This window comes from Candidatus Thiodiazotropha sp. AKAK3 (assembly GCF_058244645.1).
Genome location: NZ_JBSYOQ010000035.1, coordinates 1 through 26,365, shown reverse-complemented (window position 1 = coordinate 26,365; position 26,365 = coordinate 1). Strand labels below are relative to the sequence as shown.

Here is a 26,365-nt window from a genome sequence, read left to right as displayed (position 1 = left end):
TCAAGACTGGATGCTCGATCCCTCAGTCAGATCCAGTGCAAATATTCTCAAAACCATTAAAATCTCATTAATAATCCAAGAGTTACACGATTCTCTTCATAAGTGGTCAATTCAGTCTCCCCTTCTCGATCGAGATGGGTGACACTGGTGGATATTGTCGTCTGAGGACCAAGAAGATAGTTGACACCCAGAGAGGCGGACCACTCTTTGTAGTCCTGAAGTTCTTCATCGTGATCTCTCCAGTGGAGTCGGGAGATACCTGAAAACTTACGACTGATTAAACGATAGAGTGAGACCGATGCGGTAGTATCCTCAGTATCCTGAGTGGCGATCTCATAATCTCTCTTGGTAAATCCAGCTCTTAATTCAGCCCGGGTTCTTTGGGTTCTGAATACATAGGAAGCGGTTACCCGGTCAGACTCATAATATTCTGCACTGAGGGTTGAAACCCCAGTTACAGTAACTGGTGGTGGATTCTCCAGAACCGCGTCTCTGACGACATTGCCAAACTCATCCTGGCGCTGGAACAAAGAGGGCCGAGTCGCCTCATCACGGGCACTGATGTAGTCCCGCTTATAGTCGATGCGCCACACGGATCGACCGGAAGTGTGCTCAAAATTGAGGTAGTAATCATCGCCAAAGGCTCTTTCACCACCACCCAAGGCAAATCTCGTTCGACTGGTTGGTGTAAAGACTATGCCGACAGACCACAGCTCCCCATCCACATCTTCACCGATAATGAGATCAAAATCTTCATAGCCAGCTGCGAACGCCACTGCCCATCGGCGTGAGATTTGTTGTAAAAACTCACCTCTGAAGATTGAGATCTTGTTCTTGTCGTCGCTGGTTCCTGTGTAATCCTCCAGCGTATGACTCGCTGCAAGCTCCCAGGCATGGGAAGTTGAATAGGTACCACTGCCCAGAATCAGATCAAACTCTTGTGAGGTACTGTCAACCTCATCCTGGTCTTCATAATCAACCTTATCAGCCGAATAGCGAGCTTCCAGAACACTGACATTGCCGAAGCGGGTTGTGTAGTAGGGGCTGACACCAACTGTGTAGTAATCGATATTTTCAGTCGGCCCCGTCAAACCATCAGGACTGGTGCGACTGGAAGAGATCTGGGTTTGGTCAGAAGTTGCCCAGGCATCAACAAACAGATGATTCTCTACAAGCTCAACATCACCATTGGCACGCAACAGGTGAACGGTCTCATTATCTCTTGTCTCTTCCTTATAGTATCGATATTCGGGAGAGTAGTTGAAATCGAGATTGGCTCTGGCACCCTCGCGAAAGATTGAGACGCTGGGTCTTACACGAGTAACGTACTCACTCTGCTTCTCCTCACTGGTCAGCAGTGCATTATCTGTATAGACCTCATCTAATGCTATTGAGGGGGATACAATCCACTCGCCTGATAGGGAAGCTACGGGAAACGAGAGCAAACTGAACATTGCCAGTGTTTGTAGCTTATGAATTCGGTCAGATTTACGAAATATTACGCAAGACATCCTATCCATCCTGTCTGTATCTGTTTAGATTGAGTCATTTTGTTTCTTTCATCCCTGATTGAGTCAGCATGCACTCTCCGGTCTTACCCTAGGAGCCTGTTGACTTCAGCGGCACGGAATCATCAATGACAGTGATAATGCGGCGTGAATTCTATCATGCTTTGCAGATATAGAAGTTATCTGTCGCACAGATTAAACCCATCATATCTGTAGTCTGACTGTCAGTTGGTAAAAAACCCAAATTCCATATTGACTGACAATTCTAACCCGAATACCCAGCTTGTCGTGTAAATATTACCCATATCCATGAGAGGCCTATTGGCGGAGCCAGAGGAGCAAAGGCCCTTCCCTGCCTGAATAGATGGGCTGCAACCCTGCCGCTGCCGGTTGGCTCAGAAAATTGAGGGCCTTCGTGAAATTCCCGAGCAACGGCTATCTCTACACTTCAACTGACCATAGCAGTTGTGTTTGAATAGTGGTTATCCAAGTAACAAATCCACAAATAGACCGAAATCATGCAAATTAATACTGTGACCACCCAAGCCTTTGACGACCAACGTCCCGGGACATCTGGATTAAGAAAAAAAGTTAGGGTGTTTCAGACCCCGAACTATTTAGAGAATTTTGTTCAAGCCATATTCGATACCCAGGCCGATCTGATCGGTGGCAGCCTGGTTTTGGGTGGGGATGGCCGATTTTACAATCGCGAGGCGATACAAATCATCCTGAAAATGGCGGTAGCCAATGGTATTGCCAAAGTCATTGTTGGGCTGGGAGGTCTGTTGTCGACACCAGCAGCATCTTGTGTCATTCGTAAATATCAGACCAACGGAGGCATCATTCTCTCTGCCAGCCATAATCCCGGCGGCCCGGATGAAGACTTTGGCATCAAGTTCAACACCCCCAATGGCGGGCCAGCCCCTGAATTGGTAACAGAAGCCATATTCGATAGAACAAAATCCATTGATAACTACCGTATTGCTGAGTGCGCCGATATCGATCTGGACAAAGCTGGTGAACAGCGCATCGGTGATACAACTATCCAGATTATTGATTCTGTAAGTGATTATGCCGAGCTGATGGCCAGCCTGTTTGACTTTGAGCGCATTCATCAACTGTTCAATTCTGGTGCATTCACCATGCGCTTCGACGCGATGCACGCAGTAACCGGGCCCTATGCCAAACGTATTCTGGAAGAGTTGCTGGGCGCAGAACCGGGAACGGTAATTAACGGTATCCCAAAAATCGATTTTGGTGCCGGCCATCCAGACCCCAATCTGGTTCATGCCCATGAACTGGTAGAGATGACCGAAGGTCGCAATGGCGCTGATTTCGGTGCAGCTTCAGATGGCGATGGTGACAGAAACATGATCCTGGGACGTGATTTTTTTGTTACGCCCAGTGACAGTCTGGCAGTCATAGCAGCCAATGCCCATTTGATTAAAGGCTATAGCGCTGGCATTAGTGGTGTTGCCCGTTCCATGCCTACCAGTCAAGCAGCTGATCGTGTTGCTGAAAAGCTCGGGCTTGAGTGTTTTGAAACCCCCACTGGCTGGAAATTTTTTGGTAACCTGCTGGATGCAGGAAAGATCACTCTGTGTGGCGAAGAGAGCTTTGGAACAGGCTCCAACCATATCAGAGAAAAAGATGGTTTATGGGCGGTTCTGTTTTGGCTCAATCTACTTGCAGTCAAACAGCAATCTGTAGAGTTGATCGTACGGGATCACTGGCAGACCTATGGCCGGAATTACTACACCAGGTATGATTACGAGGCGATAGAGAAAGATGCCGCAGAGTCACTCATGCAATCCCTGGTTGATAAACTCGACAGCCTGATTGGCGATGAGATTAGTGGCTACCAGGTAGAGTATGCAGACAACTTTTCCTATACCGACCCGGTCGATTCCAGCCGCTCTGAGAATCAAGGAATCCGCATTGGGTTTACCGATGGATCAAGGATTGTCTACCGACTCTCAGGTACCGGCACGGAAGGCGCTACCTTGAGGGTCTATCTTGAAGCATATCAGCCCGATCCAGAAAAGCAGATGGAGAGCACGCAACAGGTCATGAAACCACTTGTGGAGATAGCCTTGGCAGTTGCTGAAATTGAACAACGAACAGGACGAACTGAGCCAACAGTTATCACCTGAAATTTTACTGGACAACTTGCAACTGGATCACTATATATCAGCCATAGTTGAGAATATAATAACTATATTTCAGGTACAATAATCAAACGACATTCAGGGGAGCCCCGCTGTGAATAAGAAACAGGATAAAGTGAGCGAAAAAAAAGTAACGAAGAAAAAAACAACTTCAAAAAAAGCGGCGAAACCAAAAGTCGTTAAGAAAAAAACCACTAAGAAAAAGAGTGTGGCAAAGAAGGCATCTTCGAAAGTGGCAGTGATCAGTCCTCGAGAGCGCTATGAGATGATTGCCACCATGGCTTACTATCGGGCAGAAGCTCGAAATTTCGAGCCGGGCAATGATGTCCAGGACTGGCTCGATTGTGAAAGCACCATAAATGAGTTGCTGAAGAAAAAGTGACTCTCATTTAGATTTGCGCGAAAGCCTTGCGCCCCGTATTCACACTCTATTCTTGTAAATGCGGGGCGCATATAGTCGGTCTATAGCAGTTAAATCTACGAAAAAATATAGGATTCAGGCTGTGCATATGGGCCTGGATGGGTGTTCACTTCTATTCCTCAATATTTGATCCACCAGTTCGGATTCAGTAAAAGATCTTCTACAGGGATCGCCGTGCAGACAGGGTTGCCAGGACACGCTGATGTGCCCAGACAAGCAGTCCTGCACCGACAATCAAACATGAGCCCAAGTAGAACGGCCATCCCAGCGTATCTTCAAAAAAGAGCAGGCTAATCAGAGCCGCTGCAACGAGCTGCGCATTGAGATAGGGTGAAAGCAGTGAAGCAGACGCCATATGAAATGCTTTCACCAGCAGAAAATGGCCAGCTGCACCTAATGCTCCAGTGGTTAATAAATATAACCACTGAGTGATGGTGGGTTGCTGCCACCAGAGTGGTTGCAGCAAGGTCAATACAATCGCACCGGTGAATGTTGTATGAAACAGTGTGGTTTGTTCACTGTCATGACCTTTCAGTGCTCTGGTCAAGACAAAATAGAAGGCGAGACTAACAGCAGCCAGACAAGCTAACAGCAGTGCAGGATCAGGGTCGCGAAATCCTGGCCTGACAATAAACAGCACACCAATAAAACCACCAGCAACAGCAAACCACTCGACTGCACCAACCTTCTCCTTCAAAAACCATCCAGCGAGCAAGGTCACCAGGACGGGTGCAAAAAAGACAATTGAAGTGGCATCCGCCAGTGATATCGTTTGAATGGCGCTATATAGACTCAAAGTCACAGCCATTAAACAGATGGCTCTGAGTAGCTGAGTCCAGGGCCGGTTCGGACGAACAAAAGCAAATCCCTGGCGGTATGAAAAGATTATTCCGACAAATAAAGTGTGGAAAAAATAGCGTGCCCAGACAACCTGAGGCATGGCTAAATCCTGCATCAGCCATTTACCCAAACCATCCATTACTGCCAACAAAATACAGGCGACAACGGTACTGACAATACCCCAGAAGAGGTGATGCACACTCTGATTGGGTCTATCTGTTGATTGAGACATTCAGTGAGCCTGCAAAACAAGGAAAAAGGTCAGGCGGATTGTATCCCCGCAGGTTATCTATGTCTTCGTAGAATCTAAATTGTCATAGACTATGACTGGAATTAATGGAGAATCCATCAAAAGGGAGTGATTCAAGAGGTGAACACTACTCCCTTCCAGGAGCGGAAGAAGAGGCCGGTTTTGTCTCTATCAGGGGAAGAGCTATGCCCCCCCTGATAGATCACCTCTTACCAGATCAGAACTTGATACCAGCTTTCAACCAGACCTCACGACCTGGTTCATTGACCTGGATCGCTTCAGGGTTGAATGGATCCGCATTTGCCCGATTAACATGATAGGCATAGCTTTTATCCAACAGATTGTCGATGCCAAAGCTGACATCGGCAGAGCTGGTTATCTCATAGCTGCCATAGAGGTCGATTACAGCCCATCCAGGTGTCTCCTGGGCATCTTGACCACTTCCATTCTCCAGATCCGCACGAGTCTGTTTGGCCGACATGCGCACCTTGCTACCGAAATCCAATGACCCTAGTCTATATTCCATACCAAGTGTGGCTTCGAGAGGGGAAATTTGTGCAATAGGACGATCGTCTGTACTGTTTTCTGCACGCACATAGGCGAGACTGGCGGTGGTACTCAGAGAATCGAGAATCTTGTAACCGCCCTGCCATTCGATGCCGTAGAATTCCGCATCCACATTACGATAGATAGTCGCCGTACCATTGGACACCAGAATACCATCCTGACCACGGGCTTTGTCACGCAGGATGTAGTCACTTACATCGTTGTAGAAAACGGAGACATCCGTATCCCATGCATCTCCAGTCCAACGCAGGCCTGCTTCGATCTGGTGATGCTTTTCAGGTTCCAGCTCCGGGTTACCCACCCAACTGCTGTCCATTCCTGTCATCATGTTCCGCGCGAAACTTGCCAGATAACGTTCAGTTGCGTCGGCAGTACGTACACTACGACTCAATCCAGTGTAGAGCGTGCCATCACCTATCTCTCTTTCATACTGTACAAACCCGCCAACATTGTCCTCTGTCTTATTGTCGGATGTATCAGCATAGTAGGCTGCGTAGAGGTTGTTCGGGGTAGGACTGGGACCAAGATCCGGTTTCTCGTCACCCCTGGAAATGGAGGCGTCGACCCGATCATAGCGCAATCCCGCCTTGACTCGATCCAGCGCACTTACCGGCAGCGATAATTCCGCAAAAACACCAGTCTGTTCCAACTCGGCCCCAGGCCACATAATCGACTGCAGCGTGACCGGATCCATGTTAGGCATACCGGAAAAACGATCAGCATCGCGCTCATTATTCTGATAGTCAAAACCGACTGTCAGGGTTGATTCACCCAACATCAGATCCCCCAGCAAGCGACCACCTTTGGTATCTGAGGAGGTTGGTACACTCATGCGCATGGGTGCGGTCAGCTCTCTTAATGAGTAGTTGTCCATAAGATGGTCAACTTCACTGGAGTAGATCTCTGCCTTGATACCTGACAGCGGCCCCAGATTATCACTCTGCTCATACTTCAAACGAATATTGTCAGAATCACTCATTGGCGAGTCCATACCGGCCCCCGCATAGTAGGCATCATCTTCACGGGTGGCTTCAAGATTCAGTTGCAGTACTTTGTTCTGATCCGGGGTATAGCCCAGGATCAGATTGCCGGATTGATTACTAAAAGACGAACGTACTTCGTTACCATCACCATCTTCATAGTTTTCAGCATCTTTGTAACCAATGATGCCCCGTGCATATCCCAGTTCAGTACCGGCTGCCAGATCAACTGAGGCCTCTTTTGTCTGGGAGTTACTTTTATAGCCAACATCCGCACGACCCAGATAGGGTTTGCCTGGCTCGAATTGAGGGACGCTGCGTTCAAATAATACGGTTCCACCACTACCACCGCCGCCATAAATTACTGTTTGAGAGCCCTTGATAACGGTAACGCTGTCATAACTTTCCATCGAGGAGTATGCAGTAGGCGGATCCATGCGGTTTGGACAACCACCATGTATGTAGGCACCATCCATAAGAATATTGAGGCGATTCTGACTCTGACCTCGAATGATTGGATCGATCCCATGCCCCCCCATTCTTGTACCGGAAACACCATTTATATCCCGCAGAAAATCAGCCGCATCTGCGGGAATACCGGAAGAAGTCCCATCCATTGGTGTTGATATCACTGCCGGAGCGGTCTCGCCCTCCCCTTCGACAACAACTTCGTTCAGGCTCTCGGTCTGGTCATCCGCAAGCAGAAGCTGGGCAGATAAAAGAGAACTGATTGCCAATGATAAGGCTGTAGGTCGCATGCATTCACCTCTATGTTTTCTAATATTTCAAACAGTGTTAAATAGCAATATCCACACCAACCAAACAAGTCGCTGTTTCCACAAACAATCTCTGGGTTAGGTTTAGATGAGATGGAAGAAAATAAGGCAAATCACTCAGTCATGTGAGTCATATGCCGTAAAAAAATCAACGAGATTCCAGATAGTCGATCCATCGTTGAGCAAGTTGCTGGGATTTTTCACTCTTAGCCACACTCAAGGCCGACTCAAAAGCCGATCTGGCTGCCTCAGGGCTATCAAGGCGGTAGTGGCTGCTTCCCAGCAATATCCAGTCATCGAAACTTGGCTTGGAAGATAGCTTAATGCCCTGTTCGAGACTGGACCTTGCAGCTTGCCACTGCTCAAGCTCCATCAACAATCGTCCCTTCCTGAGCTGTGGCTTTCCTGACTTATCGATCTCTGTCAATCTTTGAAGCACCTTCAATGCACGCTGCTGATCTCTTGCCAGAAGCCAGGCATCCACCAGTAGATTCAGACTGCTTTTATCCGTTTTGATCTCACCACTCTCAAGTCTGTTCGTCAACAACTCAGCCGCATCCAATGGGCTGTTCAACTGAAGATAGAGCTTGGCCAGACGTATCAAGCCATCTTCATCAACAAGATTCTTCTCTGCCGCCAGGGAAAGAACAGCAACCGCCTTTTGTTCTCGGCCCAGTTGCAGCAGAACATCGGATAATTGCTGCCAATAGAGGGCTTTGCGAGAATACCTTTTCACCATGACTTGCAAAACAGGTACGCTCTGTTTGTACTGTTTTGTTTCAAAATATAGCCCGACCAACATCTGATACCATGACTCACGAGGAGAGTCCGACTGCTTGATGGCAACTTTCAACGGTTTTATCGCCTTACGATAGTGCTTCAATGCATAGTAGAGACTTGCCAACAGAACCCTAGACTCAGGAGATGGTTTTTTGGTCTGTTCAAACCATGCTTGCAGTTGCTTTAGACCCGCTTTATATCGCTCCTCCTGATATAACAGCTGAGCGAGGGTATAGCGTAAATTAAGGGTTACCTGGGATGGCAAAGCGCCTGATTCCACTGCGAACAAAAAATGATCTATTGCCGATTTGTAATCCTTCAGTCCGATACTTAAATAGCCATAGGCCTGCCGAGCCAAAGCTGTCTCATCCGGTTTCTGTTTGACGCGTTCCAGTAGTGCGTCCAATTCGACCTTGGCTTGCTGATACTTCTCATTTCGTATCAGTGCATCAATCATAAACAGGTAGTCGTAGGTATAGCGCTCTGCTCCAGCTGCATCCTTGGGCAGCTCATCAGCGGCGTTCAGAAGAGTGGGCAGAAGCAGTAGACAAAACATGGTCTTCACGAGCCACCCACTGAGATTATATTTTCCTGGATTCATTAATTCAGACGATAGCTAATGGTTTGTGTTGCCGCACGTGAAACCGCTTCACCATCAACCACCTTGGGATGAAACTGCCAACGGCTGATTGCGCGAAGAGCCGACTGTTCAAAGTAACCTGGAGGATCTGATTCGACAACCTCTGCATCACTAACCGATCCATCGGGATTGATGGTGAACCTCAACACCACTTTGCCTTCAATACGTCGCATCAATGCCCGTTGTGGGTATCGAGGGGGAAAGCGCATGCGTGGGACAGGCTCCGCAGCTAAAGTTGTCGGTAACTCAGGTCGTGTGCCAATGTAGGGCCCCGAAGCAATACTTAAAGGTATGTTTAAATCGGGGATTTGCCACTGCTCTATATCGGGACGATCAACCGCGATCGGTTTGAGTGGTGTCTCTGGTGTAGCGGGTGGAGGTTCCTGCTTCTCCTCCACAGGTTCAAGCTCATCCTGAGGGGGCGGATCAGGCTGTCGACGCAGGCGAACGAACTCCACTCGCTCCGAGGTGATCGTCTTCTCTACATCAATTGCTTTTTCACGCAGCATCTGATCCAGCAAGAAGAAGAGTGCCAGATTGACTGCCAAAGCGATCACTATTGCAGTAAAAAAACGCATTACTCCTGTTCCATGGATGCGGCGATTGAAACACTCTCTACTCCCGCAAGACGTGATTGATCCAACACCCGGATAACCACACCGGTAGGGGCCTTTCGGTCGGCCATTATAACTACAGCACCCTCCGGGTTTTCAGCATGCAGACGCTCTACATTGGCCCGCACTGCCCGGATATCGACACGACGTTTGTCGATCCAGACATCTCCCTCGCCTGTCACACCAATGAGAATCGCTGCCTGCTGTTTTATTGTTGCCGTCGCAGCACTGGGACGATCCACTTCGACGCCGGGCTCTTTGACAAAGGAGGAGGTCACCATAAAAAAGATCAACAGGATAAAAACCATATCGATCAATGGCGTGAGATTGATCGCCAGATCGCCGTTCTCATCATCCACATGCTGATGTCGCATCAGACGCTCCCCTGTGGATGGTGGCTGTAGCTCAGCCTGTGTTGTAGATCGCTTGAGAAGTAGTAGCCAGATAGGGAGGCGACCAAACCGGCCATAGTGGTAATCAATGCTTGTGAAATGCCCCCTGCCATGCCGCGTATATTGCCTGTGCCATGATGCGCTATGACATGAAAAAGCTCGATCATCGCCTCAATGGTTCCAAGCAGGCCAACCATCGGGAGAATCTGCACCAGGGAGATAATGAGTGGCAACCAGGGAAGACAATCATCCTTGACGAGCTTGGAGCCATGCCACCAAAACTGCAGATAGAGATAGACGATCAATGTCCACATAACAAGGGAGAGTAACAAAATCACGATTAAGATCGCCCCGCCCCGCTCGAGTAGACTCAGCGCATCAAGAGGCAGCCGGCTCATCAGCATCTCCATCTCAACTCCCGGAACGGGCCGCAACCAGGGCGGCACTCTGTTGATCCAGTAGACGAATCACCCGATTACTGCGCCCTGCAAGATAGCTATGCAGCAGCACCATGGGTATGGCAACGGCCAAGCCCAGTTCAGTAGTCACCAAAGCTTGTGATATACCACCGGACATCAGTTTGGGATCCCCTGTGCCAAACAGGGTGATGGATTGAAAGGTTTCAATCATACCAGTCACCGTACCAAGGAGACCAAGCAGAGGAGCTACCGCAGCAAATATGGCCAACAGACGTAGCCCCCTTCTAAGGCTTGGAAGTTCCTTGAGAATCGCTTCATCCAAGTATTTTTGAAGGGAATCGGATGAGTTTTGAGACTGCTCCTGATCGATCGTGAGCAAACGTCCAAGGGGGTTGTTATCCATTGGTTCAGCACTATTAAGCTGCTTCTTAACCCTTCGTCCCACAATATAGAGACTGATCAATCGCTCCAGGATAACCAGAGAGCCCAGCAGTCCAAGGAAGAGGATGAAATAGCCGATATAACCACCCTGCTGAATCCGCTCAAGCAGGGTTGGCGAGGCAACCAGCAGTGAGAGGATAGCCCCTCTTGAGGGGTCCACTGCAAGTGTCTGCAAACCACCTCTACTCTGTTCCGCCTGTTTTGCCATCAATTGAAAGCGTGGCGCAGGTTGCCTGCTCAGTTCTACGAAGCGGGCAGTTTCAGGCAGGTACCTCAAATAGCGGCCATTCGAAAGTGCATTAAAGAGACCAATCACAGTTACCTGTTCCTGTTGCTCCTCACCAGAGGTAAGAATCACCGGCAGAGAACTCTGCCAGATAGACCCTGATTGTATGATTCGCTGCATGAAAATCTCCCACAAATCCTGCAAACGATCCAGGGAGGGAAGAGATTGGCTACTGGCGATCTCCTCCAGGATTTCCAAGTCATTCTGATGCTGTGATGAGGTGAGATCATTTCTGAACAGGTTCAGACTCTCTGATGCCACCTGCCTGACAACACCAAATAACTCGCCAAATGTCCCGGCACTCGCTTTATGGGTTTCACGAAGCACCTCCAGATCTGCCTGCTGTTGTTCAAGCTTGGCCTGGAGTTGCTGCTGACGATCCAGCTCCGTCTGGAGCTTCTGTTTGATCGCCTTAAGTTCTGCTGTTCGCTGATCATGCTGCTCAAGAAAGCGTTTTTCCCTCGTCTGATCTCTGAGTTGCTGCTGCTGGCGGGATTGTCGCACCTGATCAAGTAGTGACTGCAATGAGTCATCTGCAGCAAAGAGCGGAGGCAGGACCAGAAGCGCTGCCAGCATGCTGAGAATGGTTAGTATACTCTTCATTGTCCACCCTCCTCAGGTATCACCAGCGGTAACACCATCAGGTCGGGGGGTAACTGTTTTCTGGCAATACGTATCGCCCGTGTCAATTCTGCCATGTGACTGGAATCGAGCTTGAGCCAGCTACGCTGTTGATTGTCCCAGACCCCCCCTTGCTTGCCATCCAGGGTCTGGTAAAACAGCGCGACCCGTCCCAAACGCAGAAAATCGACCATTTTCTGATTACCATCCAGCTGATCCAACTGCGCCTGATAAGCCTCAATATTGCGGCCATAGTCAGCCTCGATCTGATAGGCTTCAAGCAACTGCCTATAGCGTTCAGATATCTCCCCCGTCCTGTTTTCGTGGGCCTTTTCCAGTGCATCCTGTCTCACTCGCCGCTCTTCGGGCAGAAAGGGGGTATCCCGCTCTATCAACTGTCCTAGTGTTTCCAGCATCTGACTCATCAGGGGATCGATATCGCTACGCATGCGATCGATCTCCTCCAGCTCTTGAGAGATGCGTTCTATCTCCCCGGCCTGCTGCTCCAGCTTGGATTGCAAATCCTTATTGGCCATGGTGGTGCGCTGAAGTTGTTGGCTTAACAGACGATACTCTTCTAGCATCTTGCGAGATTCATCATCCAACTGTTCAACCTTCTTTTGGGAGGACTCAGCCGCCTTTTGGCCGCCGACTTCCAGGTCAATCGCCCGCTCAAGGTTATCTACCGCCAAGCCACTGCCGCAGGCCAAAAGGATTCCCAGAGTAATCGTCAAAATTACAAATAGTTTCATTGCGTTACTATATTCAGCCCCAGCCATCAGCAACCCAGTTGAATGGCTTTAAATTAATTTATCCAGCATCGACTAAAGATTTCAAACCTAGTAGGCCGTGCGGTATTTTCGGTAACCCTCAGCGTCCCGCTACGGGGCCAAGGCAAGGCGCACTTCGCGGGGAATGGTATGCCCTTTTCAAGAAGTGCAACGCAGCATTGTCCCCATAGCGGGGCTCCCTTCGGGCCGAACCACAAGCGCATCATACGAGTCCAATCGGATACACTCAATCCCAACCACTATTTTCAGCTCTCATACAAACCTAAACATACCAAGGTTAACCTTATAGCCGATTTCTGAAAGAATCACATACCTATGGTCAACCATTACCTCATAGTTCCAGTTTCCGGTGGGATAGCTGAAACTAAGCGAGTAGGATCACTTATCTTTAGTGTGAATCTATGATGAAAGAGATTTCAGGATTTTCTGATGGGACATAATCGCCAAAACCTAGCTGCAGTGTTTTTAAAAATGCTGCCTTCAGATTGCGTAGTTTACCGCGAAGAGGAACTCATCCCTTTCGAATGTGATGGATTATCTGCATACCGTAAGGTCCCATTGATTGTGCTCTTACCCACCACTGCTGTGCAGGTGGAGATAATCCTGAAGTACTGTCATCAGCATAAAATAGTGGTGGTGGCTCGTGGCGCCGGAACCGGTCTCTCAGGTGGCGCCCTTCCCCATGAGGAGGGGGTTTTGCTGAGCCTTGCCAGACTCAACCACATTATTGAGATAGACCGCGATAACAGACAGGCCCGTGTAGAACCTGGGGTGAGGAATTTAGCTGTAAGTGAGGCAGCAAAACCCTATGGGTTGTATTATGCACCCGATCCCTCTTCTCAAATCGCCTGCTCCATAGGCGGAAATGTGGCTGAGAATGCCGGCGGTGTGCACTGCCTGAAATATGGCCTGACCCTGCATAACGTATTACAGGTTACCCTGATCACCATTGATGGCGAGCGTTTGACGATTGGCACCACGGGCCTGGACAACCCCGGCCTTGATCTGTTGACGCTGATAACAGGCTCGGAGGGTATGCTGGGGCTGGTTGTGGAGGTTGTTGTCAAATTATTACCAATCCCCGAGCGACAACAGGTTGCTCTGGCCGCATTTGATGATGTGGAAACTGCAGGCCTGGCTGTTGCAGATATCATTGCCAAGGGGATCCTCCCTGCTGGCCTGGAGATGATGGACAATCTGTCGATTCGGGCGGCTGAGGACTTCGTGCACGCTGGCTATCCTACCGATGCTGCTGCCATATTGCTGTGTGAGGTCGATGGTAGTGAAGATGAGGTTTCTGAGGAGATTATGCGGGTACGTCAGATACTGCTTGATTCAGGTGCCCGTGAGGTGCGGACTGCCAAAGATGAAGCAGAGCGTGTGCGATTTTGGGCCGGACGTAAAAATGCCTTTCCCGCAGTGGGTCGTCTTGCCCCTGATTACTATTGTATGGATGGCACTATACCCAGAAATCAACTGGGCAAAGTGTTAAAGATGATTGCTGAGATGTCGGAGAAATATGGCCTGCCATGCGCCAATGTATTTCATGCTGGTGACGGTAATCTGCATCCCCTGATTCTCTATGACGCAAATAACCACGGAGAGCTGGAAAAAGCTGAAGAGTTTGGTGGCGAGATCCTGGAACTCTGTGTTGCGGTTGGTGGCACAATCACAGGTGAACATGGTGTTGGCATGGAAAAGATCAATCAGATGTGCGCCCAATTTCCAGACCCTGAGCTAGAGACTTTTCATGCGGTTAAAGCGGTCTTTGACCCACATGGCCTGCTCAATCCAGGAAAAGCGATTCCAACCCTGGCCCGCTGTGCAGAATTTGGTGCCATGCATGTTCATGCCGGTAAATTACGCTTCCCGGATCTGGAGCGATTCTGATGACTGCTGATCAAGATCAATCCCTGCCCCTGCAACAGGCTGTTCTGGATGCCCATGCTGAAACTAAGCCGCTGCGCCTTGTTGGCAGTGACAGCAAAGCCTTCTACGGCAGAGCGCCAGGTGATGAGTTGTTCCTGTCACTTAGTGGAAACCGGGGGATTGTCAGTTACGAACCAACCGAACTGGTGATTACAGCTCGTGGGGGAACACCCTTAATCGAAATCGAAGAGGCACTCAATGAAAAGGGTCAAATGCTCCCTTTTGAACCTCCACATTTCGCTAATAGCGGCACCATCGGCGGTGCTATCGCTGCCGGTCTGAGTGGGCCTCGCCGACCATGGGGAGGCGCGCCAAGAGACCTGCTCCTGGGTATCAAGCTGCTGGATGGTCAAGGCAGGATTTTAGAGTTTGGTGGCCAGGTCATGAAGAATGTTGCTGGATATGACATTTCAAGACTCATGGCCGGCGCAATGGGTACCCTGGGCATCCTGTTGGAAGTCTCTGTAAAGGTTCTGCCCAAACCCTCTGAAGAGCACACTCTGATTTTTCAGCGGGAAGCAGACGGGGCTCGTAATCTGTTTATCGAAATGGTTGGCCATTCACTGCCCATATCTGCAACTTTCAGTCAGGGTAACCAGCATGGTCTGCGACTCTCATGTAACAGACAGCGTTTAACTAGAATCCAGGAGAAATATGGGCTTATGGATGCCACTGACTCCCATGGTTTCTGGGAAGAGCTGAGAGACCAGAAACTGGACTTCTTTGATCAACAAAAACCACTCTGGCGACTCTCTATGCAGCCCACGGCACAACTTAAACTGAGTGAGCCAACACTGTACGAATGGTCAGGTGCCCAGCGTTGGGTCTTCACCGAGCAACCACCGGAAGAGATACGCGCCCAGATTGAAAGCCTTGGCGGGCATGCAGTGCTGTTTCGCAATGGGGATCGAAGCGGTGATGTATTTCATCCGCTTCACCCGCGTATCACAGAGATACAAAAAAGCTTAAAAGCTGTATTCGATCCTAAAGGCCTGTTTAATCCCGGCAGACACCATCCAGATTATTAGTGTGGTGCGTCATACTAGTGTGGTGTCTCTGAGGGTTAGCGAACTTACCGCACGCCCCACTAGCCTTTAGGTTTTGCAGCAGTCATGCAGTTTTGCATCTGCTCAGCTGATTCGCTCGATGAGAAGCACTTTTTCATAGCATTCCCCATCAGAATGGATTGATCCAGGTATTTGAGCATGTTGCTCTTGTTTTTCTCATTAAACTCGACTTTTTTGGATGCCTGGGATTGAGGTTTTGTCGGCATCCCAACTGAACGCCCCATCTTAGCCTGCATCTCTTTTTCCAGTGCCACCATGATCTCGACACATTTTGTAAAAGCTGCCTGATCCCCAGCCTTACCCAAGCAGGCCTTAGTCTCCTCCATGGCTGGCAGACTCTCATCGATCATAGGCAGCATGGTCTGTTTGGACTGTTCAAAAAATTGTTGCGGATCTACTTGCCCTGCCGCAGGCCCTGGGGGCTGAGCAAAGGCAAGACCAGGGATCAACAGGATTGTTATCAGCCATTTCATCAATATTCTCCTCACACTGTTTTTTTATTTTGTTAATGATCTTCATCTGCATTGCAGTTGAGCAGGTAAAGTAATCGACCCTATAATCTTAAGCAATAGGCCAAGTAATTTCCTGCCAGCAATATTTCAACAAAACAGCTTTTTTAGCCTGGAAACCGCAATTGAACGGGGGTTTGTGGAAAATCTCAGCGTCCAACTGAGTTAAAACGGGGTTAAGCCTCGATTGTTGGGTCATGGCCTAGCCAATAAATCTCAGTACCTTTCGATTAGTTTTAACAGGCCCTAATAACCCAAATTGATATAAGCTGAAATTTCGCTGCCAAGCCGTTAGAATTCCGCACCATATCAATAATTCCCCTGGAGATTTTCTGTGGCAGAAAAAAGAGTCGACGTCGCTATTCTCGGTTCCGGCACCGCTGGATTGAATGCAACTGGCCAGGTTGGGCCGAGTGGCAAGAGTTTCCTTCTGATCAACGGTGGAGAGCCAGGTACAACTTGTGCCCGGGTTGGCTGCATGCCATCAAAAGCCCTGATCCAGGTTGCTGAGGATTACCATCGCCGCACCCATCTTCACCGATATGGTGTTGATGGCCATGCCGAACTGACCATCGACATTCCTGAGGCGATGGAGCATGTTCAGGATCTTCGAGACAATTTTGTCGATCGTGTACTCTCCAACAGCACCGATAACATGGGTGAAAAATTTGTCGAAGCTTATGCAGAATTTATCGACCCTCATACCTTACAGCTCGATAATGGCGATCGAGTCATCGCCGACAAAATAGTTATCGCAACAGGCTCAAGACCGATGATACCCCCAGCCTGGGAAGTTTTCGGAAGTAATATTCTTACCACAGATACCTTTTTTGAATTAGAAGACCTGCCTGAATCTGTAGCGGTTATCGGTCTGGGAGTGATTGGTCTTGAGTTAGGCCAATCTCTCAACAGACTGGGTATTAAAGTTACCGGTTTCGATATGGCTCAAACCATAGGCGGCACCAGTGACCCGGAAGTCTCCAAGTCTGCTCTTGAGATCATGCAAAAAGAGTTCCCAATCCACCTGGGCCATGCCGTAGAAATATCTGAAGAAGGTAAGCAATTGAGGGTCACTGCCGGAGAGCAGTCAGTGGTTGTCGACAAAGTACTCGCCAGCCTGGGACGTACGCCGAATATTGAAGGTCTGGCACTGAAAAACGCAGGAATTGAGCTTGACGCCAAGGGCATCCCGCTCTACAACCAAAACACCATGCAGTGTGGTGATTCACACATCTTCATTGCCGGGGATTTAAACGGTGAACGTCCAATCCTTCACGAAGCGGGAGATGAAGGAAAAATTGCAGGTTATAACGCTGCCCACGCTGAACTTCAGGGATTCAAAAGAAAGGTGCCCTTGGCAATCAACTTCTGTGACCCCAATATATGCTTGATTGGTAAACGTTATGAGGAGTTGGACCTGGAAAAAACAGCCATTGGTGAGGTTAAGCTGGCCCCCGTCGGCCGCGCCCAGATCATGGGACAGAACCGGGGTATCATTCGTGTCTATGCAGATAAAGCGAGCGGACTTATGCTGGGTGCGGAAATGATTACAACACGCGGGGAAAACCTTGCTCATCTGTTGAACTGGGCAGTTTCGCAACAACTCAGCGTAGGTGACCTGATCCGCATGCCCTTCTACCACCCGGTTATCGAGGAGGCACTACAGGCGGCACTCAACAATCTCTATGCGCAGGTTGAATCTAAAAATCCTGGACCAATCAAAGAGCTTTATCCTCTGTAACCTGGAGTAACCGTATGGATTCTATAGAGGTCAGTTTTACTGGCGGAAAACGTATTCAAGCCCAAGTCGGTGATTTTACCATTGAGACGGACCAACCCGCCAAATATGGTGGGGAGGCGAGTGCACCCGCTCCTTTTGATCTGTTTCTGGGATCTCTTGCAACCTGTGCTGGAATTTTCGCTTGGAACTTCTGTGAGTCCCGTCAGCTTTCCACAGAGGGGCTAGGGTTAAAAATGGAGTGTCTCGAAGATGAAAAGAAGAAGATGATTGGAAGCATCATATTTCATCTGACACTCCCCGATAGTTTTCCTGAACGATATCGCAGTGGCATTATCAGGGCGATGGAGCTTTGTGCTGTGAAAAGGCATATGCATACTGCACCAGAATTCACCATAACCATTGATTAGATCCTGTCAGGATCCATTCGCTAAACATCAAAGCCCTGCTACTGAGCCAATTCTGTGTTGTAACTCTTGGTTCATTGTAGTGCTGATCAATTTTTTAATAGCCCATTTACCTGGCTAGGGAAAACCCTAGCTGGGGTAATTCCTATCTACTATTTTTATAAAACCCCTTACATACTAAGCGACATGAAACAGCTTGCATTCAGATAGAAGGCTTATCCACGAAGCAAACCAGTTTCATGTTCTCTTGTGTTTAGAACTTCGTTTAAGGGGTGATTGGTAGGTCTGTCCAGGTTATTTCCATCCTACTCTGGGTTATATTTTTTAATAGGAACAGTGTCAGGATCAGGCCTGCTTTAGCCCCTATTTTTTTTAGCAACCAATATCCCACGGCGCGGTGCAGGATATCCTTCAATAGTATAGTCAGGGTCAGCAGGATCCAGATAGTCCTTAAGGGACTCGAATTGCATCCACTCCGTCGATCTCTGTTCCTGCATCGTGGTTTTCGACACATCTACCAAATTAATATCACTAAATCCCGCTCGTTTTAACCAGGCCATGAGAGTTTCGACTGTGGGTATGAACCAGACATTCCGCATCTTCGCATAGCGCCCTTCCGGAACCAGAACCTCTCCCCTACCCCCCTCTATTACCAGTGTCTCGAGTACCAATTCACCACCTTGACGTAGTGCACCTTTGAGTTCATTTAAATGAGCGAAAGGTGATTGACGATGATAAAAGACACCCATTGAGAAAACCGTGTCAAATGCCTTTAAATCTGCAGGTAGTTGTTCTATACCCAAAGGGAAGAGATGAACAGGAAATTGCTCGCCAAGAAAATGTTTCAATAGTTCAAACTGCATATTGAACAGCTGAGTGGGGTCTATGCCGACAATCCGTTCGGCACCCTCACCGAAGATACGCCAAAGGTGGTAACCGTTGCCACACCCCACATCCAGAACAATGCGGTTTTTCAGAGGCGAGATATGGTCTTTCAAACGATTCCACTTTAAGTCTGAACGCCATTCTGTATCGAGATCGATCCCACATATCCTATATGGGCCTTTACGCCAGGGATGCAGCATATGCAGTGCAGATAGCAGTTGAGCCCGTTGCTCATCAGTGCAATCCCAACCCTCACCTGCAATAACATGGCCTGACTTAAAATCTATTCTGGAAACTGGCACCTTGGGTAACGACTGCAATGCCTCAAGCCACTTTGCCATATCACCGTGAGGTTGTTCGCTCCAAATTGAGGCGACTTGTTGGGGAAGATTAGTTAACCAGGCCCCTAAAGGGTGATCCCTATAGGATTCACACCAATCCCAATCGTACTTCATTTAATTGCCAATAATGATATAAAATTAAAACACTGAAACCAGACTTCCACTGTTGTAAAACCAACTTTCTCAAGCCGGACTTTATGGCTCTCAAGAGTTTCAGGAATCAATACATTTTCCAGAGCAGTACGCTTCTGACTGATCTCCAGATCGGTGTAGCCTTGTGCTTTCTTAAAACTGTGATGCATCTTTGTAAACAGATCCTGAGAGACTGCTGCAGGTAAAGCAATCTTTTCTGATAGAACCAATAGACCATTCTCCAGCATGCCGTTATAGATCTGTTCTACAAACCACTCCCGGTCTCTGGCGGGAATAAATTGCAGTGTAAAATTGAGGATGACCATGGATGCATTTTGAATGACAACATCCCGCACATCAGAACATACTAATTGGATGGGATCATAATCTACATCGGTGGATAGTCGCTTGGCTGCTTGTTCCAACATCGCAATGGAGTTATCCACCGCAATCAATTGATAGTCCTGATGGGGCGTCGAGTAGCGGACAGCCATGCTGGCTGCGCCCAAGGAACAGCCGAGGTCATAACAGTTTGATCCTCGGCTCACCCATTGGCTTGCCAGAGTACCGATCATATTAATGATCGTCCCGTAACCAGGTACCGAGCGGTTGATCATGTCTGGAAAGACTTGCGCTACCCGCTCGTCAAATACGAAATCGGGAACGACCTGCTGCACATCGGCATAAATATCGTCTTTTTTCATCACCGGGATCTATTCCAGTTCCTGTGCTGCTTGTGCACCAGCTTTTACATCCACCATGCTCAACAGGATTCCGCCAATAATAAACAGGATGCCGACAGATAGGATTGAGATCCGCGTACTACCAGTCAATACTCCAACCCATCCCATCATCATTGGACCCAGTACCGCTGCGAATTTTCCGAGCATGTTATAGAAACCAAAGAACTCTGCTGATTGATTATGGGGTATCAGACAGGCATAGAGTGAGCGGGACAAGGCCTGTATACCGCCCTGCACCAGACCGATGGCAATTGCCAGCATGTAGAATTCCCATACCGATTCCATCCGATAAGCCCAGACAAGAATTAAAAGATAGACAAAGATAGCTATCATTATTCCCTGTTTTGCCCCACGCTTTGCAGCAATAGAAGCAAAAACCAGTGCAGCTGGAAAGCCTACAAATTGCGTTATCAACAGAGCAACCATTAGGTTGTTGGCATCAAAACCGATAGAAAGCCCAAAATCCACTGCCATTCTGACGATCGTATCCACGCCATCGATGTAACACCAATAAGCCAGTAAAAATAGAAAAGTCATACGTAGATTTTTTATGCGAGCGAATGTTTCAATCAATTGACGCACACTGGCAGAAACCCAACCTTTCTTCGGTGCGGGGCCAGGAGGCTCATCGACAAATAGAAACAGAGGCAAGGAGAACAGCCCCCACCAGAGTGCCACACTGATGAATGATAATTTTACTGCCTGAGCAGCATCGGCCAAGCCGAAATAACCAGGATAGAGGGTCATCAGCACGTTCAAGGTAAACAGTAGACCTCCCCCCAGATAACCAAAGGCGTATCCATATGCAGATACCCGGTCATAGTGCTTTTTTTCTGTTACCGAGACCAGTAGCGCATCATAGAAGATATTCCCCCCCATAAAGCCAAGTAAGCCCAGTCCATAGAGTATCAGTGCCATTACCCAGTTGCCTGAAGCAACCAGATAGAGGGCACCGGTCATGACAATGCCCATCGCTGCAAAAAAGAGTAAAAATCGCTTCTTTGCACCAGCCTGATCTGCTAATGCCCCTAAAAATGGGGCCATACAAACAATTAAAATGCTAGCCATTGAATTGGCCATGCCAAGCCTGAATGTCGATTCAGTGGCAGCTACACCAACACTCCAATATTGTTTGAAAAACACCGGAAAGAAACCTGCCATCACTGTCGTGGCAAAGGCTGAATTAGCCCAGTCATAGAGAGTCCAGGAGAGCGTGGGCGGATTCTTCAGAAGCGCCCTGCTTGGATCATTCTGCACCAAATTACTCTTCAGTAGGTTCAGTCAATGTCAAATTGGCATTGATTGCCATTCTTACCAACTCAGCCAAGGACTCAGCCTCCATTTTCTCCATCACTCTCGCCCGGTGCGCTTCAACCGTCTTTGAGCTGACGCCAAGACTGGTAGCGATCTCCTTGTTCGCTTTGCCATTGGTGACCATAACCATCACCTCATGCTCCCGAGGGGTCAATCTCGCTAATCTGGTAGCAATTTCAGCCCTTTGTGACTGCATATCACGCTGTTTTGCATCCACTGTCATGGCGTGGCGAATACTTTCAAGTAACAACTCATCATTGAATGGCTTTTCGATAAAATCCACTGCACCGGCCTTCATCGCTCGAACTGCCATTGGCACATCGCCATGTCCGGTAATAATGATCACCGGTATGGCAATCTGATTGACTCTCAGATACTCCTGCAACTCCAAACCACTCATACCGGGCATACGCACATCCAGCAGCAGGCATCCAGATCGCCCGGGATAATAGGATTGAATAAAGGCGTTGGCCGATTCAAAGGTTTCCACCTGCATGGAGACCGATTCAATCAACCATTTCAGGGAATTCCTCATTGCCTGATCATCATCAACTACAAATACTGTCGATCTATTACTCATGACTAAAAACCTGGTAGTTCAAGTGCAGGATCAGAAGGAAGGATCAACCGAAAAGTTGCACCTTTTCCAGATTCTGACTCCACTTCAATCAATCCCTTGTGATCCTGCATAATTTTCTGACTGATTGGTAAACCCATACCCATTCCACTCTTTTTAGTAGAAAAGAAGGCATCGAACAGATATTTCTGTGTTTTGGCAGGTATTCCCGCCCCACTATCCTGAACAATGACTTGTGCATCCCTACTACCTATTCTACCGGTTTTCAGTATCAGTCGCCGTTGATTCCGATCAACTTGTTTCATGGCATCGATGGCGTTGCGTACTAAATTCAACATAACCTGCTCTATCTGCACCAAATCGACTTTAACCGGTAGAGCCCCCTCTGAGAGTTGAAGTGAGACCTCTACATTTTGCCTGTTTGCTTCAAATTCGATAAATGATGCCACCTCCAATACCAAATGATTTAGATTGACCAACTCATGCTCCTGCGGTCTCTTACCCACTAAGGTTCTTAATCTTTTGATAATCTCTCCAGCACGTTCAGCCTGTGCGGTTATCTGAGCTATCGCATCAATTATCTCAGGTTCACCACCTTTTCCTGACTGTAAACGGCGAACACAACCACTGGCAAAATTTATAATTGCAGAGAGGGGTTGATTGAGCTCATGAGCCAGTCCGGTTGACATCTCACCCATAGTACTGAGACGACAAACATGGACCAATTCAGATTGATGTTGTCGGCTCTGCATCTCAGCCAAGCGCATTCTTGTGAAGTCCCGACCATAGATATTGACATATTCAAGCTCAAGAATTGGCGCCAGCTGTAGAGAGAATATCTGAGTCTCAAGATTGACTTCATACTCTTTGGTCACCCCTTCCTTGAAGGAACTGGCGACAAGGTTTTTCCAATATAGGGGTAGAGTCTGGCCCCGCTCACAATCCCAATACTGCAGTAGCGGCTCACTGGCAGCATTAGCATAGAGGATGACGCCGCGCATATTGATTCGTAGCACAGGACTTGGATTTTCACTCGCCAGTTTTGCCAGACTGGTAATTTCACGCTGTGCCTGTTTTCTTCCAGAAATATCGCGTAAATAGACATTGAAAACTGTTTGCTCTTGCAGATGAATCGATATGACAGAACATTCAACTGACTTTTCCTCTCCATTCACGGTCGATGCCTGCATGGGTTGTCCTCTGCATGAGCTGTTTGAAGCGCTCATACTGATGCAACCACTGAGCATGGTGCGAAAACGTGCTCGGTCACTAAGCTGAATTACCATCTCTTCAAGATGACGGCCAATCAACTGATTCCTGTTGTAGCCGAATGTTTTGATAGCCGTGCCATTGACTTCAACGATAATCCCTTCTTGATTCAGAGTAATGATAGAGACCATGGAGTTGTCAAATAGGGCACTCTTTAACACCTCCGTCTCCCGCAAACGCTCTTCCTGCTTACTGCGAAGTGCATCGCGGGCTCTGATCAATTGACGAAAGAACGCTTTTACCCAATCTTCCAAAAGCAGTAGTTGATTTCCCTTCTTATATACCGGTTGCTCAATACCCAATGCCTGCTGACCGAAGCGGGAAATACGCATTAATACATGACTGATTTTTGCAGAGATCAAATAGAAGATTACTGAAAATACAGCAATATAGACCAGCGCGGCCAAAAACCTATCTTGTTGCGCTAGCTCGGTAATATTATGAATAGTCTTTTCCACAGCATCTCGAGAGACCATAGTGGTAAATAAAAGACTCTGCTCCATAGACTGAAAGCGGGTTATGGCCTGAGAGGTAAGAAGATAGTTTTCACGCCAGTCATTTAACACAGAGTCCATTGGAATCAACTTGGTATTACTATTTGCCAACAGCTTCATTGAATTAGCGTCAATTAAGGCAATTAATGTATCTGTGTCGTGAGACATGCTTTGTGATTCTATTAGAAAGCGCTCATCCACGGGCACGATCAACAGCAGTACGGCTGCCAGATCTTCCTTTTTATAGGAGACATTTGACCAGACAAGTAAGAACGGCTGCTGATCAATCAGTGTAATCAGCGTCTCATTTCGTCCTGAGTAGAACTCGAACAGCTGATCAAGATCGAAAGTGAGAGGATTTTTCAGATAAACTTCTCTTGGAGTAGCTCGATTGTTGAATAGCACCACCTGATTGGGTTCTAAGAATCTGAGTTTAGGACTACCAGGATCAAGCCATTCAGGCACCTGATTGTGTCGAATTATCTCTGTATTTTCAGATTCAGTATCAATCCATGAGTGCGAACTGAGATAATTTTTTATCCGCCAGTGGTTGGACAAGCCGTTTCCAATATATTGCCACTCTTGCAAAAACTGCTCGAAACGGTAGCGAGTCTCAACCGCCCGAACATCCAGCCTTCTGACCAGCTCTTCATGAAAAACTTTCGCCAGGCGCTTATCCTGAATGGGCTCCAGCACCAACCACATCAACAGTCCGCATAATATGCCTACAAATAGAGAGAGTGCCGGCAAAGGAACAGCGGCTAACCTCGCTTGCCACTTAACACCTCTTAAACCACTCATATCAGGCACATCCAGTGCAGGGATCGCAGACTACCTGGTCTACAACTGCATTCAGAAAATCCCGGTGTGCCTGGCAAGGCTCTGTGTCACTACCGGCTATTCCTTTAACAAGATCGACAATGCAGCATGGTGCGCTGAGATTTTTCATAAATTCATGTAGCGTAAGTGAGTTCACCCATTCGGTGAGCATAAATACCATTATTTGAAGTGGGATATCATTACCTGATGCAAGATTTCAGCGGTCAGCTGCAGAATCCAGGTTTTATACTATTGAAAATCAAAGGCTTATTTTTGCTCTTTTCAGCGGAATGAATGCACAACATACCTGAATAAGTCCGGGTAGAACAGATTGTCGACAAAAAAGGCATTCAAATTAGTTCCTCCCATCAACAGCCTGATAATTATCACTGCAGTGCAACATTAAAATAGCGTTTTAAAATGTAGTTTTCAGGCAAAAAAAAAGACGCTCGAAGCGTCTTTGAATTACTATCCAGTTAACTGGATTTCTATTTATTATTCTTCAGGAGGTAATTAAAATTCATTAGGTAGTAGCACTCACTCCTTTGACCATACCCCGTTTACTGCCGCTGTAACCCTGGTAGAGATATGCTCTTTCAGCCACGGTTGCATACCCATACAGCATTTTTCGCAGCATCTGCCTGACACTGGCATCCAATTCGCTGAACATCAGCCCGAGACAACCCGATTGCTGGTGCACAACCATCGCTTTGGCCCTGCATTGACTTGTGCCTCCACACGCCTCAACTGGAAAAGAAACTTCGACAATGGTACTAAGCTGCTGTGAGCTTTCGCCAATATCGATTAACATACCACTAAGGCTTATGTTACGAATTATCCCTTTCATTCTACCGAGTTTGCGATCTTGTATTATGATTTCACAAGAGATCAGCTTTCTATGGTCACATCTGTGTTCCATACTATGGCTCCCCGTATTCGCATGCCATTCAACATGAACTCTAAGTATGGTTGGTTACTGCCAATTTTCAAATCCGGATTATTGCTCTCGGACATTAGGGATTACCCTAGATTTTCTCATCTTTATTTTCTGATCACTGTTAATGATTTCAAAAACCAATATCTCAAATGATCTTACTGAGGCTGTTGCGCCTGGGTTACTCCGACGTCTCGGCGCCATATTTTATGATGGACTGCTGTTAACCGCTCTGGTGTTTGTCGCCACCGCGACCATAACCCTGCCTTTTGGTAACCCGAGTGGTACCTGGCTTTTAATATTTCAATTATTTGTATTTGAAATCATACCCTTATTGTTTTTTGCAGGGTTTTGGGTATGGGGGGGGCAGACACTTGGCATGCGTGCCTGGCGACTTAAAGTGGTACGCCTAGATGGCAATCCAGTTGCGTGGGGAGATGCTTTAAAACGTCATTTTGCAGCAATTCTCTCCCTTTTAATCGCGGGCTTGGGGTTTATTTGGATAGTGTTCGATCGAGATAAGATGGCGTGGCACGACAGGCTCTCACAAACCCGTCTGGTAATAGTCGAAAAGTGACGAGTGACACACTAGTGTGGTGCGTCATATAAACCCTGTATTTAGAAAGCCGCTCAAGCCGTGAGTGCAAGGCGCAGCCCGCAGGTAATGGTTGTTCCCTTACCAAGGGGTGCAACGCCGCAATCGCGGCTTGAGT

Annotated in this window: 23 protein-coding genes; 7 read left to right on the top strand and 16 right to left on the bottom strand. The window is 47.9% G+C overall.

The window, feature by feature from the left end:
• Positions 1–56: 56 nt before the first annotated feature.
• Positions 57–1,511, bottom strand: coding sequence for a TIGR03016 family PEP-CTERM system-associated outer membrane protein (locus tag AC4IE7_RS06555; protein ID WP_490776015.1), 1,455 nt, complete (start codon positions 1,509–1,511; stop codon positions 57–59).
• A gap of 515 nt (positions 1,512–2,026) precedes the next feature.
• On the opposite strand from AC4IE7_RS06555, the gene AC4IE7_RS06550 reads away from it, so the two are divergent.
• Entirely contained in the window at positions 2,027–3,661 is a 1,635-nt protein-coding gene (locus tag AC4IE7_RS06550) for an alpha-D-glucose phosphate-specific phosphoglucomutase (RefSeq protein ID WP_490776014.1), read from the top strand.
• A gap of 109 nt (positions 3,662–3,770) precedes the next feature.
• Positions 3,771–4,058: a DUF2934 domain-containing protein gene (locus AC4IE7_RS06545; RefSeq protein ID WP_490776013.1), complete on the top strand. Its 288-nt coding sequence runs from the start codon at positions 3,771–3,773 to the stop codon at positions 4,056–4,058.
• Between the two features lie 199 nt (positions 4,059–4,257).
• Here AC4IE7_RS06545 and AC4IE7_RS06540 read toward each other — a convergent pair whose 3' ends face one another.
• From AC4IE7_RS06540 to AC4IE7_RS06505, 8 genes are all read right to left on the bottom strand, one after another.
• Complete coding sequence (locus tag AC4IE7_RS06540; protein WP_490776012.1) at positions 4,258–5,169, bottom strand: DMT family transporter; 912 nt, start codon at positions 5,167–5,169, stop codon at positions 4,258–4,260.
• Positions 5,170–5,404: 235 nt separating this feature from the next.
• Positions 5,405–7,492, bottom strand: a complete 2,088-nt coding sequence (locus tag AC4IE7_RS06535) for a TonB-dependent copper receptor (RefSeq protein ID WP_490776011.1) — start codon at positions 7,490–7,492, stop codon at positions 5,405–5,407.
• A gap of 166 nt (positions 7,493–7,658) precedes the next feature.
• On the bottom strand, positions 7,659–8,846 hold the full coding sequence (locus tag AC4IE7_RS06530) for a tetratricopeptide repeat protein (protein ID WP_490776083.1): 1,188 nt from the start codon (positions 8,844–8,846) through the stop codon (positions 7,659–7,661).
• A gap of 44 nt (positions 8,847–8,890) precedes the next feature.
• The gene (locus tag AC4IE7_RS06525) at positions 8,891–9,508 is read right to left on the bottom strand and encodes an energy transducer TonB (RefSeq protein WP_490776010.1); all 618 of its coding nucleotides are present in this window, start codon (positions 9,506–9,508) and stop codon (positions 8,891–8,893) included.
• Positions 9,508–9,918 (bottom strand): ExbD/TolR family protein, encoded by a 411-nt coding sequence (locus AC4IE7_RS06520; RefSeq protein WP_490776009.1) that lies wholly within the window; start codon positions 9,916–9,918, stop codon positions 9,508–9,510. Before AC4IE7_RS06520 ends, AC4IE7_RS06525 begins: the two co-directional genes overlap by 1 nt.
• Positions 9,918–10,334, bottom strand: a complete 417-nt coding sequence (locus AC4IE7_RS06515; RefSeq protein ID WP_490776008.1) for a MotA/TolQ/ExbB proton channel family protein — start codon at positions 10,332–10,334, stop codon at positions 9,918–9,920. The genes AC4IE7_RS06520 and AC4IE7_RS06515 overlap by 1 nt, the downstream gene beginning before the upstream one ends.
• Before the next feature lie 13 nt (positions 10,335–10,347).
• A complete protein-coding gene (locus AC4IE7_RS06510; protein WP_490776007.1) occupies positions 10,348–11,685 on the bottom strand; it encodes a MotA/TolQ/ExbB proton channel family protein in 1,338 nt (445 codons plus the stop codon).
• Complete coding sequence (locus AC4IE7_RS06505; RefSeq protein ID WP_490776006.1) at positions 11,682–12,455, bottom strand: DUF3450 domain-containing protein; 774 nt, start codon at positions 12,453–12,455, stop codon at positions 11,682–11,684. The genes AC4IE7_RS06510 and AC4IE7_RS06505 overlap by 4 nt, the downstream gene beginning before the upstream one ends.
• A 468-nt stretch (positions 12,456–12,923) precedes the next feature.
• Between AC4IE7_RS06505 and AC4IE7_RS06500 the strand changes: the two genes are divergently transcribed.
• The gene (locus AC4IE7_RS06500) at positions 12,924–14,384 is read left to right on the top strand and encodes an FAD-linked oxidase C-terminal domain-containing protein (protein WP_490776005.1); all 1,461 of its coding nucleotides are present in this window, start codon (positions 12,924–12,926) and stop codon (positions 14,382–14,384) included.
• Positions 14,384–15,451, top strand: a complete 1,068-nt coding sequence (glcE, locus tag AC4IE7_RS06495; protein ID WP_490776004.1) for a glycolate oxidase subunit GlcE — start codon at positions 14,384–14,386, stop codon at positions 15,449–15,451. Before AC4IE7_RS06500 ends, glcE begins: the two co-directional genes overlap by 1 nt.
• A gap of 59 nt (positions 15,452–15,510) precedes the next feature.
• On the opposite strand, the gene AC4IE7_RS06490 is transcribed toward glcE, so the two are convergent.
• Entirely contained in the window at positions 15,511–15,963 is a 453-nt protein-coding gene (locus AC4IE7_RS06490; RefSeq protein ID WP_490776003.1) for a hypothetical protein, read from the bottom strand.
• 370 nt (positions 15,964–16,333) lie between these two features.
• On the opposite strand from AC4IE7_RS06490, the gene AC4IE7_RS06485 reads away from it, so the two are divergent.
• Together AC4IE7_RS06485 and AC4IE7_RS06480 are read left to right on the top strand one after the other, a co-directional pair.
• On the top strand, positions 16,334–17,740 hold the full coding sequence (locus AC4IE7_RS06485) for a dihydrolipoyl dehydrogenase (protein ID WP_490776002.1): 1,407 nt from the start codon (positions 16,334–16,336) through the stop codon (positions 17,738–17,740).
• A 14-nt stretch (positions 17,741–17,754) separates the two neighbouring features.
• Entirely contained in the window at positions 17,755–18,147 is a 393-nt protein-coding gene (locus AC4IE7_RS06480) for an OsmC family protein (protein ID WP_490776001.1), read from the top strand.
• 353 nt (positions 18,148–18,500) lie between these two features.
• On the opposite strand, the gene cmoB is transcribed toward AC4IE7_RS06480, so the two are convergent.
• The 6 genes from cmoB to AC4IE7_RS06450 all read right to left on the bottom strand — a co-directional run bounded on the left by cmoB (position 18,501) and on the right by AC4IE7_RS06450 (position 25,637).
• Positions 18,501–19,484, bottom strand: a complete 984-nt coding sequence (gene cmoB, locus AC4IE7_RS06475) for a tRNA 5-methoxyuridine(34)/uridine 5-oxyacetic acid(34) synthase CmoB (protein WP_490776000.1) — start codon at positions 19,482–19,484, stop codon at positions 18,501–18,503.
• Entirely contained in the window at positions 19,481–20,206 is a 726-nt protein-coding gene (gene cmoA / locus AC4IE7_RS06470) for a carboxy-S-adenosyl-L-methionine synthase CmoA (RefSeq protein WP_490776082.1), read from the bottom strand. Before cmoA ends, cmoB begins: the two co-directional genes overlap by 4 nt.
• Before the next feature lie 9 nt (positions 20,207–20,215).
• A complete protein-coding gene (locus tag AC4IE7_RS06465; protein WP_490775999.1) occupies positions 20,216–21,502 on the bottom strand; it encodes an MFS transporter in 1,287 nt (428 codons plus the stop codon).
• Positions 21,503–21,506: 4 nt separating this feature from the next.
• Positions 21,507–22,139: a response regulator transcription factor gene (locus AC4IE7_RS06460; RefSeq protein WP_490775998.1), complete on the bottom strand. Its 633-nt coding sequence runs from the start codon at positions 22,137–22,139 to the stop codon at positions 21,507–21,509.
• A gap of 2 nt (positions 22,140–22,141) precedes the next feature.
• Entirely contained in the window at positions 22,142–24,700 is a 2,559-nt protein-coding gene (locus tag AC4IE7_RS06455) for a PAS domain-containing sensor histidine kinase (protein WP_490775997.1), read from the bottom strand.
• 541 nt (positions 24,701–25,241) lie between these two features.
• Positions 25,242–25,637 carry a PilZ domain-containing protein gene (locus AC4IE7_RS06450; RefSeq protein WP_490775996.1) on the bottom strand — a complete coding sequence of 132 codons (396 nt, stop codon included), beginning with the start codon at positions 25,635–25,637 and terminating at the stop codon, positions 25,242–25,244.
• 142 nt (positions 25,638–25,779) lie between these two features.
• On the opposite strand from AC4IE7_RS06450, the gene AC4IE7_RS06445 reads away from it, so the two are divergent.
• Positions 25,780–26,229: an RDD family protein gene (locus AC4IE7_RS06445; protein ID WP_490775995.1), complete on the top strand. Its 450-nt coding sequence runs from the start codon at positions 25,780–25,782 to the stop codon at positions 26,227–26,229.
• Positions 26,230–26,365: the final 136 nt, after the last annotated feature.

What these genes read in the sequence shown, in the direction of transcription:
- AC4IE7_RS06555 (WP_490776015.1), bottom strand. Translation starts at nt 1,511, where the DNA reads ATGTCTTGCGTAATATTTCGTAAATCTGACCGAATTCATAAGCTACAA.
- AC4IE7_RS06550 (WP_490776014.1), top strand. Translation starts at nt 2,027, where the DNA reads ATGCAAATTAATACTGTGACCACCCAAGCCTTTGACGACCAACGTCCC.
- AC4IE7_RS06540 (WP_490776012.1), bottom strand. Translation starts at nt 5,169, where the DNA reads ATGTCTCAATCAACAGATAGACCCAATCAGAGTGTGCATCACCTCTTC.
- AC4IE7_RS06535 (WP_490776011.1), bottom strand. Translation starts at nt 7,492, where the DNA reads ATGCGACCTACAGCCTTATCATTGGCAATCAGTTCTCTTTTATCTGCC.
- AC4IE7_RS06530 (WP_490776083.1), bottom strand. Translation starts at nt 8,846, where the DNA reads ATGTTTTGTCTACTGCTTCTGCCCACTCTTCTGAACGCCGCTGATGAG.
- AC4IE7_RS06525 (WP_490776010.1), bottom strand. Translation starts at nt 9,508, where the DNA reads ATGCGTTTTTTTACTGCAATAGTGATCGCTTTGGCAGTCAATCTGGCA.
- AC4IE7_RS06520 (WP_490776009.1), bottom strand. Translation starts at nt 9,918, where the DNA reads ATGCGACATCAGCATGTGGATGATGAGAACGGCGATCTGGCGATCAAT.
- AC4IE7_RS06515 (WP_490776008.1), bottom strand. Translation starts at nt 10,334, where the DNA reads ATGAGCCGGCTGCCTCTTGATGCGCTGAGTCTACTCGAGCGGGGCGGG.
- AC4IE7_RS06510 (WP_490776007.1), bottom strand. Translation starts at nt 11,685, where the DNA reads ATGAAGAGTATACTAACCATTCTCAGCATGCTGGCAGCGCTTCTGGTC.
- AC4IE7_RS06505 (WP_490776006.1), bottom strand. Translation starts at nt 12,455, where the DNA reads ATGAAACTATTTGTAATTTTGACGATTACTCTGGGAATCCTTTTGGCC.
- AC4IE7_RS06500 (WP_490776005.1), top strand. Translation starts at nt 12,924, where the DNA reads ATGGGACATAATCGCCAAAACCTAGCTGCAGTGTTTTTAAAAATGCTG.
- glcE (WP_490776004.1), top strand. Translation starts at nt 14,384, where the DNA reads ATGACTGCTGATCAAGATCAATCCCTGCCCCTGCAACAGGCTGTTCTG.
- AC4IE7_RS06490 (WP_490776003.1), bottom strand. Translation starts at nt 15,963, where the DNA reads ATGAAATGGCTGATAACAATCCTGTTGATCCCTGGTCTTGCCTTTGCT.
- AC4IE7_RS06480 (WP_490776001.1), top strand. Translation starts at nt 17,755, where the DNA reads ATGGATTCTATAGAGGTCAGTTTTACTGGCGGAAAACGTATTCAAGCC.
- cmoB (WP_490776000.1), bottom strand. Translation starts at nt 19,484, where the DNA reads ATGAAGTACGATTGGGATTGGTGTGAATCCTATAGGGATCACCCTTTA.
- cmoA (WP_490776082.1), bottom strand. Translation starts at nt 20,206, where the DNA reads ATGAAAAAAGACGATATTTATGCCGATGTGCAGCAGGTCGTTCCCGAT.
- AC4IE7_RS06460 (WP_490775998.1), bottom strand. Translation starts at nt 22,139, where the DNA reads ATGAGTAATAGATCGACAGTATTTGTAGTTGATGATGATCAGGCAATG.
- AC4IE7_RS06455 (WP_490775997.1), bottom strand. Translation starts at nt 24,700, where the DNA reads ATGAGTGGTTTAAGAGGTGTTAAGTGGCAAGCGAGGTTAGCCGCTGTT.
- AC4IE7_RS06450 (WP_490775996.1), bottom strand. Translation starts at nt 25,637, where the DNA reads ATGGAACACAGATGTGACCATAGAAAGCTGATCTCTTGTGAAATCATA.
- AC4IE7_RS06445 (WP_490775995.1), top strand. Translation starts at nt 25,780, where the DNA reads ATGATTTCAAAAACCAATATCTCAAATGATCTTACTGAGGCTGTTGCG.